Annotated in this window: 14 protein-coding genes; 8 read left to right on the forward strand and 6 right to left on the reverse strand. The window is 43.7% G+C overall.

Going from position 1 to position 15,433, the window contains the following annotated elements; all coding sequences use genetic code 11:
- Positions 1-45: 45 nt before the first annotated feature.
- The 3 genes from PSF11_RS19070 to PSF11_RS19080 form a co-directional block, all read right to left on the reverse strand.
- Positions 46-201, reverse strand: a complete 156-nt coding sequence (locus PSF11_RS19070) for a hypothetical protein (RefSeq protein WP_158514048.1) — start codon at positions 199-201, stop codon at positions 46-48.
- A gap of 170 nt (positions 202-371) precedes the next feature.
- Entirely contained in the window at positions 372-740 is a 369-nt protein-coding gene (locus PSF11_RS19075) for a nuclear transport factor 2 family protein (protein WP_223854846.1), read from the reverse strand.
- 13 nt (positions 741-753) lie between these two features.
- Positions 754-1,605: a LysR substrate-binding domain-containing protein gene (locus PSF11_RS19080; protein WP_014656753.1), complete on the reverse strand. Its 852-nt coding sequence runs from the start codon at positions 1,603-1,605 to the stop codon at positions 754-756.
- Positions 1,606-1,690: 85 nt separating this feature from the next.
- Here PSF11_RS19080 and PSF11_RS19085 point away from each other — a divergent pair, with 85 nt between their 5' ends.
- The 8 genes from PSF11_RS19085 to PSF11_RS19120 all read left to right on the forward strand — a co-directional run bounded on the left by PSF11_RS19085 (position 1,691) and on the right by PSF11_RS19120 (position 10,141).
- Positions 1,691-2,377: an ankyrin repeat domain-containing protein gene (locus PSF11_RS19085; RefSeq protein WP_072502509.1), complete on the forward strand. Its 687-nt coding sequence runs from the start codon at positions 1,691-1,693 to the stop codon at positions 2,375-2,377.
- Complete coding sequence (locus tag PSF11_RS19090) at positions 2,377-2,841, forward strand: nucleoside deaminase (RefSeq protein WP_061064707.1); 465 nt, start codon at positions 2,377-2,379, stop codon at positions 2,839-2,841. The genes PSF11_RS19085 and PSF11_RS19090 overlap by 1 nt, the downstream gene beginning before the upstream one ends.
- Positions 2,841-4,061: a cyanate transporter gene (locus PSF11_RS19095; protein ID WP_072502508.1), complete on the forward strand. Its 1,221-nt coding sequence runs from the start codon at positions 2,841-2,843 to the stop codon at positions 4,059-4,061. The genes PSF11_RS19090 and PSF11_RS19095 overlap by 1 nt, the downstream gene beginning before the upstream one ends.
- A gap of 93 nt (positions 4,062-4,154) precedes the next feature.
- Entirely contained in the window at positions 4,155-5,024 is an 870-nt protein-coding gene (locus PSF11_RS19100; protein WP_004927282.1) for a helix-turn-helix domain-containing protein, read from the forward strand.
- Between the two features lie 102 nt (positions 5,025-5,126).
- Entirely contained in the window at positions 5,127-7,268 is a 2,142-nt protein-coding gene (locus tag PSF11_RS19105) for a TonB-dependent siderophore receptor (RefSeq protein ID WP_014656749.1), read from the forward strand.
- Positions 7,268-7,525, forward strand: a complete 258-nt coding sequence (locus PSF11_RS19110) for a hypothetical protein (RefSeq protein WP_014656748.1) — start codon at positions 7,268-7,270, stop codon at positions 7,523-7,525. The genes PSF11_RS19105 and PSF11_RS19110 overlap by 1 nt, the downstream gene beginning before the upstream one ends.
- Positions 7,522-8,952 (forward strand): PepSY-associated TM helix domain-containing protein, encoded by a 1,431-nt coding sequence (locus PSF11_RS19115; RefSeq protein WP_036941739.1) that lies wholly within the window; start codon positions 7,522-7,524, stop codon positions 8,950-8,952. The genes PSF11_RS19110 and PSF11_RS19115 overlap by 4 nt, the downstream gene beginning before the upstream one ends.
- Positions 8,930-10,141, forward strand: a complete 1,212-nt coding sequence (locus PSF11_RS19120; RefSeq protein ID WP_072502507.1) for a RhtX/FptX family siderophore transporter — start codon at positions 8,930-8,932, stop codon at positions 10,139-10,141. Before PSF11_RS19115 ends, PSF11_RS19120 begins: the two co-directional genes overlap by 23 nt.
- A gap of 40 nt (positions 10,142-10,181) precedes the next feature.
- On the opposite strand, the gene PSF11_RS19125 is transcribed toward PSF11_RS19120, so the two are convergent.
- The 3 genes from PSF11_RS19125 to hpaB all read right to left on the reverse strand — a co-directional run bounded on the left by PSF11_RS19125 (position 10,182) and on the right by hpaB (position 15,251).
- Entirely contained in the window at positions 10,182-12,842 is a 2,661-nt protein-coding gene (locus PSF11_RS19125) for a TonB-dependent receptor domain-containing protein (RefSeq protein WP_225829622.1), read from the reverse strand.
- A gap of 308 nt (positions 12,843-13,150) precedes the next feature.
- Positions 13,151-13,669, reverse strand: coding sequence for a 4-hydroxyphenylacetate 3-monooxygenase, reductase component (hpaC, locus tag PSF11_RS19130; protein ID WP_004927299.1), 519 nt, complete (start codon positions 13,667-13,669; stop codon positions 13,151-13,153).
- Between the two features lie 19 nt (positions 13,670-13,688).
- Positions 13,689-15,251 carry a 4-hydroxyphenylacetate 3-monooxygenase, oxygenase component gene (hpaB, locus tag PSF11_RS19135; RefSeq protein ID WP_004927302.1) on the reverse strand — a complete coding sequence of 521 codons (1,563 nt, stop codon included), beginning with the start codon at positions 15,249-15,251 and terminating at the stop codon, positions 13,689-13,691.
- Positions 15,252-15,433: the final 182 nt, after the last annotated feature.

Genomic DNA, 15,433 nt, shown 5'->3' on the forward strand with positions numbered 1-15,433 from the left:
GACATACCGTAAACAGTTAGAAATCTCTAATTTGAAGTGTCTTAATTAATGGGGAGTGGACAGGATGAAGTCATGATTAACTTGTACATCATTGAACTCCCATGCTTTTGAATGTGGATCCCAGTGTGTATCAGGTATATGAGGTATACCACTATTACAATTATAGGGGTCGTAGTTAGGCCGAATAGGGTGTCTTTTCATTTTAATTTCCTTTTATTTATTCCATTAACTATTTAAATTTATTAGATATTATTTTCAATAAACAAATAAAATAGTAGCCATGAAATTGCATAGAGTAAATAAACGAAATTTGTTTATATGTCATAGGAAAGTGTAATCGTAATGACGTTTACGATGCAGCAAAAAAGCATTTATAACGAGCTTGGTGTTCCTTGGTGGAAACGGAGCTGCCATTGGTTGTGATGATTTTTGCTCCAAATCGATGAACGTAGTGTTTGTTTAATACGTATCTCATTATCAAGTTGAAAACTTAAATAGGTGATGAGCACTGTATTCGCATCTATCTGTGCACATTGGAAATTTTCGGAGTGAATTTCCAATAAATTATTAGCTTGGGTGAGGGCTAAAAGTGTCTCTGTTTTATCGGCGCTCACACCAGAGCGGCAAAATTCTAAAAACGCTGGGTGCAGAATATTTTCAAGAAATTCTAAATTATCTCTATTTGAATAATGATGTAGCTTTTTTTCTAGCGTGATTAGGTGATCAAAGAGTTTCTGCATATCATGTTCTTTATCAAAGTTGTTCAAGCTGTCTTGCCAACCGTTCTGCTAACACCTTAATCGAGTCGGAACTATCGTGGACATGCATCGCTATTTCCATCTCTTCGGCGGCGGGGAAACCTTCTTGCTCCGTCAGGATCCGATGTTGTGGTAACTTAGCGCGTAACGGCAGTAAGCTGATCCCAAGCCCATCAGCAATGGCACTTTGAATACCTGCAAGGCTTGAACAGGTGTAAGTTATATGCCAAGGGCGCTGTTCAATATCCAGTAAGCGGAACATATCGTTACGATACAAGCCATTTTCAGGGAAAACAATCAAAGGCAAAGAATCGGCATTTAAATACTCATTATTGGCGCTCGTTAGCCAACATAACGGCTCCGGCCAGCGATAATCACTCTTAAATTCCCCCTTGCGCTGCTTAACGATAATCAAATCAAGCGCTCCTTGCTGGTAGTGTTGATATAACTGGCGACTAAGACCACTTGTGACCTCTAAACGAATATTGGGGTGTTCATGCATAAAAGCGGCGAGAGTCGGGGTTACTTGCCCTGAAGCAAAATCTTCCGGAAAACCTAAGCGCAGCGTTTGGATCACCGCATTTCCCGTGATTTTCATAAAAAACATATCGTTGAGAGCGATGATCTTCTTTGCATAACTGAAAAGTACTTCGCCGGTTTCCGTCAGTGTGAGCATACGATGACCACGGATAAATAAAGGCTGTCCAACCAAAGCCTCTAAGCGTTGGATTTGCTGGCTTAGCGTGGATTGAGTTGAGTTTAAATGTTGTGAAGCGACGGTGAAATTACCGGTTTCTGCCACAGTAATAAAGGTCTTAAGTAGAATAAAATTCAGCAATGTATTCATTTTATAGATACCTGACATTTAAATATTTAATTTTTAAATAGCATATATTTTCAGTAGATTAAATAGACGACAAAGGAGGAGCACAATGAAAAAATGGTGTTTAACGACCAAGTGGTTAGCTTATATGTTAGGTATTCTTAGTATTTCACTGATATTAATGGCCAAATCATTTGCACAAGTAGACTCATCGTCGTTGGTGACTCTTGCTGAAAAAGGGGATCTTTCTGGGGTGACTCAAGCCCTTAAGCAAGGTGCAAATATTGAACAGCGTGATTTACGTTTACGTACTCCTTTAATGGCAGCGACACATGCCAATCAAATCGAAGTGGCTCGCTTTCTAATCGAGCAGGGGGCTAACGTCAATGCCCGTGATGCAATCCAAGATTCACCTTATCTGTATGCGGGGGCCAGAGGGCTACAAGAAATTTTAGAGATGACACTAGAAAATGGTGCAGATCTAGCAAGTACTAACCGCTATGGGGGAACCGCATTGATCCCCGCTGCTGAACGCGGTCACGTGAAAACTGTGCAAACCCTAATTGATGCCGGTGTTAATGTTAACCATGTAAATAGACTTGGTTGGACGGCATTAATAGAAGCTATCATACTCGGTGATGGCAGCGAAAAATATGCCACGATTGTGACGCAACTTATCAAAGGCGGTGCTGATGTTAATTTAGCAGATGCGTCAGGCAATTCTCCATTGACGTTGGCAAAGCAGAAAGGATATAGCAACTTGGTTGAAATCCTTGAACGTTCAGGAGCGAAATAATGCAAGATAAACAATTTTTACAACAAGCTATTTCACTGGCTAAAGAGAATGTCAAAGCAGGTGGACGGCCATTTGGCGCCGTGATTGTGCGTGATGGCGCAGTGGTTGCAACAGGTGTTAATCAGATGCTTGAGCTGAACGATCCAACGGCTCATGCAGAGCTAATGGCGCTACGTCAAGCAGGCGAAACCTTAAAACGCACTCGGTTAGAAGATTGTGTGGTATATGCGAGTGGTCAGCCATGCCCAATGTGTTTAGCTGCGATGCGTATGGCGGGGATTTCGCGGATTGTTTATGCGTATTCAAATCAAGATGCAGAGCCATTTGGTTTATCGACGGAGGCTATCGCCCAATCACTGAGAGTAGAGCCACAGCAACAATGTGGGCTGACTTTTATTCAATTAAAACCCGAAAATGAGGCTCAATCCGCGCTTTATACTTTCTGGCGGGAACAACAACATTAATGGCTGGGTATAAAACCGCTTCATTAGGTTTGGTTATGACTATCGTATTAGTCGGGATCAATTTACGGCCCTTTATCACGGGGCCAGGTCCACTGATCGAGGGGATTATCCAAACTACGGGGATGACTTACCAAAGCATTTCATTACTGACGCTGTTACCGATGCTATTAATGGGGGTTGGCGCTTTAATTGTTCCTGCCTTAAACCAAAGGCTAGGTGAGCGAGTTGGGCTTAGCCTTGCGATGTTATTGTTGCTTATCGGCTCTTTATCGCGTCTATTTGTGACTAATGGAGAGCAGCTCTTAATCACCGCTTTTATTTGTGGTGTGGGAGCTGCGTATATTCAAGCGGTATTTCCGGGACTAATTAAATTACGTTTCCCACAAAAAATGGCCGCGATGACGGGGCTATACTCCGCGATGTTAATGGCGGGTGGGGCGATGGGTGCACAGTTGACCCCGATGCTTGCCAATATTTCTTGTAACGAGATGGCACAATCATGTACAACAGCCTCAGGACATTGGCAAATTGCTTTAGCATGGATGGCATTACCCGCTTTATTTGCACTAATCGCCGTTGTCGTTAATATCGATTCATCAGCCACGCATCAAAACCATGGGCGAGGATCGGTTTTTGTCTTTTTAGCGAAGCCGAGGGCTTGGCTACTCATGGTTGGTTTTGGCCTTGTTAATGCAGGATATGGAACGGTAGTCACATGGTTAGCGCCATTTTTTATTGAGCAAGGTATGAGCAGTGCTGATAGTGGTTCACTGGTTGCCTTACTGAGCGTGTTTCAAGCCCTCTCTGCTTTGTTAATTCCCATTCTTGCTTCTCACAATATTGACCGTCGATTTTGGCTGATTGTGACATTATGTAGCCAAATGATCGGGTTTACAGGGTTAGTGTTTTTCCCTCAGTTATTCGCTTTTTTGTGGGTTTGTTTAATCGGTATTGGGTTAGGCGGGTGTTTTGCATTGAGTATTATTGCTTCTCTTGATCATCTTCCGCACCCTGAGAGTGCGGGGGCATTAACCTCTTTGATGCAAGCTGGCGGGTTTATTATCGCGGCCTTTGGGCCTCTATTTGCTGCTTGGTTACATGAGGTAAGCCAAAGTTTTGCTTTGGTTTGGATAGCGCATATTTTGATGATCTTGATAACCTTGTTGTTATTTTTACGTCTTAATCCAAAGCATTACGCCAGATTATTCAATCTAAAATAATTGGCATTGCACAATTTGCAAATGATAATGATTGTTATTTTCTTATTTATTTGACAAGATAGTCAGCACATCGCCTTTGTTTCGAAAAAAATCATGCAGCAACGTTCTGAAGATAAACTTAATCAAGCGCATTCTAACCGCGAAGATTATACTGTTGGGCCTTTTGTGCGCATCAGTCGCGGTGAGTTTGTGATCCCACATGATCTGGGGATTAATGAAGAACAACAGGCAGGCCTGAAGTTAGTGGCCATACATCAAGGCGCAATGGGTTGTCGTAGCAGCTCTGGACATAATGTCGAGGTTAATTCACCCTCATTGATACTCTCTGGCAGCCAGAAAAATTACCAGCTATGCAACCTGTTTCGCGCCTGCCAACCGATGAAATATACGATGATCGATATTTCACCTGAATGGTTGGAACAACATCAATTAAAGCTACCTGAAAGCTGCTACCATCCAAGTAAAGCTCAATTATTACATTTTTCAATTCCTGCAAGTGTGCTAGCAATGACACAGCAGCTATTTGCCTGTCCTACTCATCCATCATTACATCAGCTCTACTTATGCGCTAAAGTAACTGAAATTACAGCGTTATGCTTAGATCACTTTTTACATGAGCCATCGCAAATAGCGCCTAAATTGCGTCAACGTGATATTGATAATTTGCAGATAGCGAAATCTATCTTAATGCAGGAGTTAGAATCCCCGCCTAGCTTGGATGAATTAGCGAAGCGTGTTGGTATGAATACTCGTAAGTTAACGCAAGGGTTTCGCCAACTGTTTGGTAATAGTATTTACGGTTGGTTGCAAGAGTATCGATTGGAAACGGCTTATCAGCTGTTGAGCGTCCATGATGCGAATATTTCTACCGTGGCTTATCAGGTTGGCTATACTCCCGCTCACTTCTCTGTCGCTTTTCGTAAGCGCTTTGGCATCTCACCAAATCAACTCAAAAAACGTTAGTTATTGCCGGATAGCGATAGACAAAATCCGGCATTCGAAAGTATCCCACCCCATTAATTGCTAAATTGATAACAATTATCATTTAACTTTTTAGGGTAGAAAATGTTGTCCGTTCATAATGCTAAGCGCTTAAAAGGGCTAAAACTTGCCCCTTGCGCACTGTTTTTAGCAACTGCTCCATGGGCTTTATCAGCAGGGGCAGAACAAAGCTCGCAACCTAAGCATGATGTCATGCAAGTAACAACGACCTCCAGTGCTGATGACGATTATGTGGAACCTGGCGTCACAACATTAGGCAAAATAGCCCTAAAACCAAGAGAAGTTGCACAATCTGTCAGTGTTATTGACCGCGAGCAAATCGAAAAGCAGAACCTACAAACCCTTGACGATGTTATGCAAAGAGCCACAGGGGTAACGAGTGCCCCTTACGTCAAGTTAACGACCGCCTACTATGTACGTGGCTTCCAAATTGACTCCTTTGAAATTGATGGTGTGCCAGCGTTGCTCGGTAATATGGCGAGTTCACCGCAAGATATGGCGGTGTATGAGCGTGTTGAGATCTTACGTGGCTCCAATGGGCTACTTCATGGAATGGGAAACCCTGCTGCGACGGTCAATATGGTTCGCAAACATGCACCAAAGGAAGATATGGCGAAACTCAGCTTAACAGCGGGGAGTTGGAACCGTTATCGCGGTGAAGCGGATGTTGGTGGATTACTCAATGAAGCAGGCAGTGTGCGTGGGCGATTTGTGATGGCGTGGGAGGATAAGGATTTCTTCTATGATGTATCCGATCAAAAAACACGTTTAATGTACGCGACGGTTGATGCGGATCTCACCCCTGATACTTTATTACGTGTTGGTGCACAATATCAAACTATCGATTCAGTCACCAATATGGCTGGCGTACCTATGGGGAAAGATGGTCGTGATTTGCATCTTCCGCGTAAAACCTACCTTGATGTGGATTGGGACCGTTTTAAATGGGATACCACACGCACCTTTGCTGCGATTGAGCACCAGATCAATGATGATTGGCAATACAAACTCAATACTGAATATCAACATGTTAATGCTCGCCTAATTTATGCAGGTGCATGGGGCAATATCGACCCTGAAACTGGGGATGGCGCCATGCTGATGGGGGGCGCTTATAAATTCCGCAATGAACAAATCAGTCTTGATACAAGCTTGAATGGTAAGGTTGAAGGCTGGGGGCAGAAGCATGATGTGATTATGGGGGTTAATTACTCGCATGCGAGTGAAAAGCAGTATAGCGCGGAATTTGACCCTTCACTGAATGTTCCCGTGAACGTCTATCGCTGGGATCCACACAGCGTACCAAAGCCTAATGTCGGGCCTTATAGCTCTCCAGGTGCAACGAAAACAACTCAAAAAGGCGTTTATGGTATGGGGCGCATTAAGGTTGTAGAGCCTGTCACGGTGATCATTGGGGCTCGCGATAGCTGGTGGGAATTGAAATCGCCAACGTCTAAATTTACTGAAAATGGCCGGATCACCCCTTATGGCGGTGTGATTTGGGATTTTGCAAAAGATTGGTCTTGGTATAGCAGCTATTCAACCGTTTATCAGCCTCAAACCGCGAAAACCTGGAGTGGTAAAATGCTGAAACCCGTTGAAGGGCAAACGCTAGAGACGGGGATTAAAGCGGGATTACTCAACGGTAGCTTGAACTTATCAGGGGCTATCTATCAGATAGATATCAAAAACAATCCTCAAGTTGACCCTGATCACCCGACGGGAGGCTTTGATAATTACTTTATTAGTGGGGGCAAAGTACGTAGCCAAGGTTTTGAATTAGAAGGTGTTGGCTATATTACGCCATTTTGGGATGTCTCTGTCGGCTACACCTATACAGACACCAAATATCGCGATGATAGCCAAAACAAAGGTAATGCCTACAACACGTTAACGCCTCGTCATATGTTACGTGTATGGACCAACTACGATCTTCCTTGGGATGAACGTAAATGGAGCATTGGGGGCGGTATGCAAGCACAAAGTGCTTATAGTACCACCAATGGCAATGTCACTTTACGTCAAGGGGGTTATGCACTCTTTAATACGCGTTTGGGGTATCAAATTGACGAAACGTGGAGCGCAGCGGTCAATGTGAATAACTTATTCGATCGCCGCTATTATTCAGGTCTTTTCTCTCCACAATGGAATAACCGTTACGGCGAACCTCGTAACGTGATGTTGACTGTAAAGGCTGATTTTTAATGAAATTAGTCAGTGCGATTTCCATTATTGGCACTTTAATAGGGGGAGTTGTTCTCTCCCTATTATTCGTTCGCATTTACCCTTCGGATGATCTTCTAAACCGCTTGTATGGAGCAGTTTTTCTTGCCGTTTTTTGCACCATGGGGATGTTTGTCTACAGCTTTACCGCGAGTAGCTGGCGACAAATGTTATTACGCAGTTACGGATGGTGGCCGCTTCCTCTATTGTGGTTATTGCTGTGGGGGGGAGGACAATGAAAGTCCCACTGACGCGCAGAATGTCCGATCTACATCGTAGTGCGGGTGCATTTTTGGGCGTTTTTTTATTTGTGATTATGCTAAGTGGCACTTGGAGCTTAGGAAGTGATGCTTTACGTCTTTGGTGGAATAAAGCGCCCCTTTCAGGAGAACTCCTGCCGCTATCACAATTACTAACGTTACAGCCAGAGGCTGCATTGGTGCAGTTACCTCAATCAGCCAATCCTACCATCACTTTTTGCCTTGGGATGGGGCAGTGCGATAACAGCTATAGTGCCATTACGGGCCAAGCTTTAGCGCAGAATACTCCTGCAATGTGGCTGGTCACATTGCATAAAAACCTATTTATTGATTTTCCAGGACGTATTCTGATTAGCCTATTTGGTTTTGCGTTGGCAGTACTGTTAATTAGCGGCTTTATTATTAACCGCCGCAAGCTAGCTTCGATGATGCGCTTACCGCGTCGGCTGAATTTACGCTTATTTATTCATGATCTGCATAATTGGCTGGGATTATGGTGCTATCCATGGCTAATTTTATTTGCTGTGACAGGGGCGCTTTCAGGGTTAGGTGCGTTAGGAACCGTTGGCTTGGCATCAAGTGTAAGCCCTGATAATCCACAGTTGGTCATGCAGCAATTGATGGGGGGCTTTCGTAAGGTTGATAACCACCAAGTAGTTCTACGCGAGCATCAACCAGAGCAAGTATTCGAGTGGCTTAAACAAACTTATCCCTCTTTTACGCCACAAACCTTGATGCGCCAAGGCGATTCATTGGTGATTGGTGGAGTACACGCGGGGCAACCGGGTAGTGCCAACTTTGAGCAATATCGTTTTGATTTGAATGAAGGGCGGCTTGTTGGTGTTCGAGACTCCTCTGATCACGCTTTCTGGACTCGTGCTTTTATCAGTATTCAACCACTGCATTATGGCCAGTATCAATGGCTACCAAACGTCGAAACGCTATTTAGCGTTTTGCATTTTATCGCGGGATTTAGTGGCTGTGTCTTGGTAGCGAGTGGGTTGGCAATGTGGTGTTGGCGGCATGCAGCCTCGCGGATTGCCGGGGGGATCGTTGGATGCTGTGGTGGACTGTTGCTGTCAGTAAGCGCATTGCTGGTTGTGATGTCTCTGTCATTAACATTGCCAATAAGTGCTTTTTTCCTGTGCTGGGGAGGCATTTTTATCCTCTGTCTAGTGATTAAAAATGCTCGCAAGATGCTGATTTTAATTGCTGCTTTATCAACTTTACTCTTTTTCATCGCATTTATTTTCTCGTTATGGCAGCAGCCTGCTGGCTTTAACCGTATTGATGTCATGCTGCTATTTTGTGGCTTGTTTTTGTTATTAACACTTGGATGTGTGGCTAAGTTATCTGCGACACAAAAAAGTGGTCGGAGTGGATATGAAAGATCTGTTACAGAATAAACAACTGGTGATGACCTTAGGATTGTTATACCTCGCTCAAGGTATACCGATGGGGATTGCGATGGATGCTCTACCTACCTTTTTACGACATGATGGTGGTGAGTTAAAGGTACTCGCATTTTTGCCACTTGTGGGCTTACCTTGGGTAGTAAAATTTTTATGGGCATCTTTTGTTGATAACCATTGGGGAAAACGGTTAGGACGTCGTAAGAGCTGGATTATCCCTATGCAGGTTATCGTGACACTCACCATGTTTGCACTTAGCTTTATTGGTTTCTCTGTGGAAAATGCACTGGCTTGTGTTGTATTGCTATTTATTGCTTCTTTAGCGAGTGCGACACAAGATATTGCCACCGACGGTATGGCGGCAGAGCAAGTCAGCGGCTCAATGCTATCAAAAATCAATGCCGTGCAGATAGCGGGCGTGATGGCTGGCTTTTTTATTGGTGGTGCAGGGCTGATGATTATGAGTGAGTCATTGGGTCAGCATATGGCATTAGCGATTTTGGCTTGTGTGCCGTTGTTAAGTCTGTTTTTTATTTCGTTGTGCCCATTAAAAACATCACAAGCCATTCAGGAAGATGAAAAAGCGAGCTTATTAAAAACCTTTAAGCGTCAAGGTGCACCTCGTCTACTGCTGCTAACCTTACTTTCTGCGGTGACCGCCGTTTCTGGTTTTGGTTTGGCAAAATTATTCTTAAATGATACAGGTTGGTCGCTGGCTCAGATTGGGAAAATGGGAATGGCGGGTGGCATGGTCACGTTAGTGTTAGGTTGTGGGGGCGGCGCTTGGTTGATTGGTAAAATCGGCGTCTGGCGCGCATTCTCATTTGGCCTATTATTCGCATTATTCTCATCGCTATTATGGACATTCCAGTCGATGAGCGGCGTATCAATGGCATTAGTGGCTACCTGTATCACACTTGGTTCATTATCTTCCGGTGTCACTTCTGTGGCGATTATGACCGCAGGTATGCAATTCGCTTCTCGCTATACGCAAGCAGGAACGGATATGACAGCAGTACAGAGTACTCGTGATATTGGTGAATTGGCTAGCTCAATGATGCTGGTGGGGCTAACGGCGGCGGTAGGCTATTCTGGCGGGTTTATGCTAGGGGCTGGTATTGCGTTTGTTGCATTGTTAGTCACCTTTTCTCACTATCGTTATATGAAAAAAATCGAAGCTTAATTGTCATCTTCCTGCCCACTCCTTGGGCAGGAATTGTTATTTAAAAGCGATAAGTAAAATCAACTGAAACCGTTCTACCTGGCGCAGGCATCAAGCTAAGCGCCATTGGATCAACATAGTATTCATTAGTGAGGTTAGTGACGGTAAGGTTGATATCCGCATTAGGGTTGAACTGATAATTAGCGTAAGCATCATAAGTCACGGTTGATAAATAAATTAACTGGGTTCCCGTCATCCCAACGGTATTCCATGAACGGTTTAACTTATGAGTAGGGCCGCTATTATAGATACGGCGAACGCCAATATCTAAGTTGCGTTCATCAAGTAGCCTCACCCCAAGTGTTGTATTGATGCTGTATTTGGGTGGGTTAGTGATATTAACTAACGAGGTGCCAAAGCCACCATTCACACAGTTTGGGGTATTAGGATCGCCATAAGCGTACTGACGAAAACGCTCAGCAGTTTTCGTATCACACGTTGTGGCTTCTAAATAGTAGTTACCCGATACATCAGCATAGAAGCGACCTTGATCATAAGCTAAGCTATATTCAATACCGGATGTTTTATAAAGATCCACATTCTCTATGAACCAAGAAGCGTTATTTGGGTGATAGCCTCGAGTGATCATGTCATGTAAGTCACTCTTAAACCAGGATACCTTAGCGGCAAGTTTATCTTCTTCGGTAAATAGTGAGTTTTGTACAGTTGATGCACCGATTTCAAGAACTTTGTTTTTCTCTGGTTTTAAATCAGCAGACGGCATTGAGGTCCAGTTGCCTAAAGTTGACTCAAAGATAGTTGGGTTCTTAACGGCTTCACTGTATTTAACATAGATTTGACTATTGTCATCAAGGTGAAATGCCAGCCCTACCTGTGGGCTGAAATCGCTTCCTTTCCGCTCAATAGGTTTGGTGTAAGCGTATTCTGTGGTGACTTCTTTTTTCAGATAACCTTTTTCCCCTCTTGGGTCAGGGTCATAACCATCAAAGTCATACTTTTCGCCAAGCGTTGTGTTTGCGTATGGGGTTTTCTTTAAAGAGTCTAACGTGTAGTTTCCTTGTTCATCAGGCCACCACTCCATATACCAGCTTTCAGGCCATTTGGTGAAATATTCACCGTTTTTCTTTAAGCGAGCAAACGTGTACTCTTGAGTGCGAGATTTCGCCGCATAAGCGGTGCTGTTTCTATCTCTAACATGATATTCGGTATAACGCCCTCCAACTTGAACTGTTAACCAATTCACGGGTTTATATTCTAGGGAGCTTGATAAGCTATACTCTTTGCGAACACCACTGCGCAAGAAATAGTTTTTTTGCAGATTTTCTTTTAGGACAGGTGAATTAGGGCCGGTATCTTCATACTGGAAAGCACCACCAATTGTTAAATTAAACTCACCAAGACGATTTTCGAACGTTGAGCGGTTGGTTAAATTCACGCCATATCTATCCGCTTTAATATCGGATAATAGCCCTTGTTTGTACTCTTCACTTTGTGGGTCTGGACGCTGCTCAGTACTTTGATCGAAAACAGGAACGTTACCGATATTTGCATTGTACATACGGCTGACTGAGTGGGTATACCACAATTCAGAGGTCAAATTGACCCAATCATTATCCGGATCAAAATTGTGCTTTGCTGATAATGAATCAATGGTAATTTTACTCGGGATAAATTGATTAGATTCCCCTTTGCTATTGGGGGTTGTAATCATCGATGGCATGATTTCACCCCATTTAGCGTCATAACGGCGATAAATTAACTCGAACTTTTGGGTATCAGTAAGCTCGCCAGCCCCTTTGACTAACCAAGATTCACTACGGCTATGGGTATCAAGAACCTCTTTTCCAGCAGGATAGGCGTCAATCACCGCGGCTGTTGTCATCCCCGTGCCACCCGTTGACGAATAATGGGCGTCACGATAGCGTTTCGCGCCGTTTTTACCTGCAAAATAGTTACCTTGATTACGGTAGGCGTAAGCTGCAAGTAATTGATAGCGATCCTGATCTGTTGCGATAGCGACACTACCAAAGCGGCTATTCATATTCGGCCACGGATTGGCGTCATTACTCTCTTTGGTTTTAGTATAAAAACCGGATCGTTCTGAGACCGTGTTATTGGCAAGCCCACCTCTTAAACGTACCCCAAAAGTTTCACCTTTCGGAATAACATCGGCAGGTTGTAAGGTTGTGACCCGCACCGCTCCCCCGATAGCTCCCGCGGCATCTGTCGCAAGGGTAGGACCTTTGTCGATGGTAACATGGCTAATCAAGTCGGGGTCTAAATAGCTGCGTTGCTGTACACCAGCGTAACCACGGTAAACATCAATGGATTGCTGCGTACCGTCGACAATAACGGGAACGCGGCTTTGGCCTTGTAAACCGCGAATATTGACATCTAACGCTCCGCCATTACGAATATCCCCAAGATGGACGCCACTGACGCCACGTAGAAAATCGGCAGCTGAATTACCTCGGAATCTCTCAACGGTTTTGCCATCAATATAGGACGAGGAGCCAAGCTGCAAATAAGGATATTCAGCATCTAGCTCCTTTTGTGATTTTGCGGAAACTTTGAGAGGGCCTAGTTGTGTTGGTTCTTGAGTTGCACTCTGTGCAGTCATCATGCCGCTTGCCATAAACGGACTCACACCAATCATTAATTGAAGAAGCCGAGTGACAGGCTTCATAGTGTCATTTTTCATAGCCATTATTGTTAAAGATCAATCGGTAATGAGATTGTAAATAATAATTATTATCATTCAATAAAATAACTAAACATTAACAATAAAAGATAGATTTGTACTAATGTATTGATTTAGAAAAATTATAAACATGACTAATTTGTATTTAGGCAGTCAATATAATTACATAGTGTTTGTTGGGATATTGAAAAAAAGAAGGGTGACTGTATCGGTAGGAACATATTGCTTAGAAAGGACTTTCTTAGCGTTGGATCAAAAAGAGGGGCTATATCGCATAGCCCCTCTAAGCATATTGATGGTTTAATCCGTTATGCGGTTACTGCTAATGTCTGGTGCATAACTGGGTGGAATTTACGTTTGAAGTAAATTAACCCGTGACCTTCTTCTCTCACGATAATCTGCTTCATTTCAACCAAATAAACAGAATGCGTACCAATGTCTTGCACTTGGGTTATTTCACCCTCTAGGTTAGCAAGTGCATCTTTCAATAATGGTTGTTGCAAAATACCTTTATCCCAGATGCTCCAAGCAAAGCGCTCTTCCATTGTAGAGCCTTTCATTCCCGCGAAGTGGCACGCCATCTCTTCTTGTTCATGGTTAAGGATATTGACACACAGGCGGCCATTTTCTTGAAAGACCGCATTCATAGCGCTGTTGCGGTTAACACACACCATCAAAGTGGGTGGCGTGTCCGTGACTGAACAGACTGCTGTTGCAGTAATACCGCAGCAACCTGCTGTGCCATCCGTGGTGACTATGTTAACTGCTGCACCAAGACTTGCCATCGCATCTCTGAAACGCAGGCGATGTTCATTTTCTAAAGACATATTGACCTCCTGCTGCCGATTATTTCAGCAGCGAATCTAACTTATTAATATCGTTGTTGTTATGCAGGTGTGGGCGTTTCCAACCATGCTGATCGTAATCAGACAGGCAGCGGTCAACCATATCTGTCATTGCTTTCATATTACCCGAACCATAAGCATGGCGTAGACATTGCAGACGAATTTCGTCCTGACTACCCGCATAGTTGATTTCATAAAGCTCATGACGTCCGCCAAACTCGCTTCCAATCGCATCCCACATTAGCTTTAACACCTTGATACGTTCTACATGATCCATACCGTTAGAGCCACGCACATATTTTGCCAGATACTTATCGATTTCTGGGTTGTTCATGTCTTTCACACTGGATGGTAGATATATCAAACCACTGGTGACATTACTTTCTATGATATTCTTGATTTTCGTATAGGCCATTGGTGCCATTACGCGATAAGTTTGGATTGCTTGCGTATCTGGCAGATAGGCTCCGCCTTCCCAAGCCTTCGCTTCCGAAGTCATTGCATCGGTAAGTGACCAGAATAAATTACGCCATGCTACCACTTCACCTAAGTCTGCTTGTACACCACGGAAGTCGACAACTCCAGTACATTCAAGGCTTTTTTGCAGTAAGCCTGTAATGAAATCCAATTTAACCGCTAAACGCACGCAGGCTTGTAATGGGAACAAGCGAGCGAAACCACCTTGTACAGCCCAATTACGCGCTCTATCAAAATCACGATAAATTAATACGTTTTCCCATGGGATCAACACATGATCCATGACTAATATCGCATCATTTTCATCAAAACGGCTTGATAGTGGGTAGTCAAAAGGTGCGCCTGTTACGCCAGCAACTAATTCGTATGATGCGCGTGAAATTAGTTTTACACCATCAGCGTCCATTGGTGCGACGAACATCAGTGCAAAATCAGGGTTATCCCCCATCACTTGTGCAGAGCCGAAACCGATAAAGTTGTAGTGAGTTAGGGCGGAGTTAGTGGCAACCACTTTTGCGCCGCTGACGATAATACCTGCATCAGTTTCTTTTTCCAGCTTGATATAGACATCTTTTACTTCATCAGCAGGTTTATGGCGATCGATTGGTGGATTAACAATCGCATGGTTAAAATAAAGCCCACTTTCTTGAATACGTTTATACCAATTACGCGCGTTATCAGCGAATTGGCCGTAATATTCTGGGTTAGCCCCTAAACAACTGGCGAATGCCGCCTTATAGTCTGGAGTGCGTCCCATCCATCCATAGCTTTGGCGTGACCAATCAGCGATGGCGTCACGTTGTTGGCGCAGTTCATCGGCGCTGGTGGCGAAACGGAAGAATTTGTGTGTATAGCCGCCGTTTCCGGTATCTGTTCCCCAGCAAAGGCTGTCATGAGTTGCTTTATCATGGAGTGCATCATATAACTGTCCTATTGAAGCGGCTGAATTACGAAATGCTGGGTGAGTGGTGACATCTTTAACACGCTCACCATAGATATAAATTTCACGGCCATCTTGTAGGCTTTTTAAATATTCTTGGCTGTTAAATGGGCGTTTGGCATCTGAGCGAAAATCTTCTGGTTTCATGTCTACCTCGTTATCTCACAAACAGCGCCGGCGCATCATAGGGTACATATTTTCGCTGGCATCTGGATTATGTTAATTTTATGTTTATTTTGTGTTTCTTAATTGAAGCTTTTTATTTAAAAATAAGAAAGAGACTTTAGAAAGGATCGCTGGTACTTTTCGTTGAAAAAGAGAGTTTATGA

This window comes from Providencia sp. PROV119, assembly GCF_028482435.1.
Classification (GTDB): domain Bacteria; phylum Pseudomonadota; class Gammaproteobacteria; order Enterobacterales; family Enterobacteriaceae; genus Providencia; species Providencia stuartii.

Coding starts and splice junctions, on each gene's coding strand:
- PSF11_RS19070 (WP_158514048.1), bottom strand. CDS start 201: ATGAAAAGACACCCTATTCGGCCTAACTACGACCCCTATAATTGTAAT.
- PSF11_RS19075 (WP_223854846.1), bottom strand. CDS start 740: ATGCAGAAACTCTTTGATCACCTAATCACGCTAGAAAAAAAGCTACAT.
- PSF11_RS19080 (WP_014656753.1), bottom strand. CDS start 1,605: ATGAATACATTGCTGAATTTTATTCTACTTAAGACCTTTATTACTGTG.
- PSF11_RS19085 (WP_072502509.1), top strand. CDS start 1,691: ATGAAAAAATGGTGTTTAACGACCAAGTGGTTAGCTTATATGTTAGGT.
- PSF11_RS19090 (WP_061064707.1), top strand. CDS start 2,377: ATGCAAGATAAACAATTTTTACAACAAGCTATTTCACTGGCTAAAGAG.
- PSF11_RS19095 (WP_072502508.1), top strand. CDS start 2,841: ATGGCTGGGTATAAAACCGCTTCATTAGGTTTGGTTATGACTATCGTA.
- PSF11_RS19100 (WP_004927282.1), top strand. CDS start 4,155: ATGCAGCAACGTTCTGAAGATAAACTTAATCAAGCGCATTCTAACCGC.
- PSF11_RS19105 (WP_014656749.1), top strand. CDS start 5,127: ATGTTGTCCGTTCATAATGCTAAGCGCTTAAAAGGGCTAAAACTTGCC.
- PSF11_RS19110 (WP_014656748.1), top strand. CDS start 7,268: ATGAAATTAGTCAGTGCGATTTCCATTATTGGCACTTTAATAGGGGGA.
- PSF11_RS19115 (WP_036941739.1), top strand. CDS start 7,522: ATGAAAGTCCCACTGACGCGCAGAATGTCCGATCTACATCGTAGTGCG.
- PSF11_RS19120 (WP_072502507.1), top strand. CDS start 8,930: ATGAAAGATCTGTTACAGAATAAACAACTGGTGATGACCTTAGGATTG.
- PSF11_RS19125 (WP_225829622.1), bottom strand. CDS start 12,842: ATGAAAAATGACACTATGAAGCCTGTCACTCGGCTTCTTCAATTAATG.
- hpaC (WP_004927299.1), bottom strand. CDS start 13,669: ATGTCTTTAGAAAATGAACATCGCCTGCGTTTCAGAGATGCGATGGCA.
- hpaB (WP_004927302.1), bottom strand. CDS start 15,251: ATGAAACCAGAAGATTTTCGCTCAGATGCCAAACGCCCATTTAACAGC.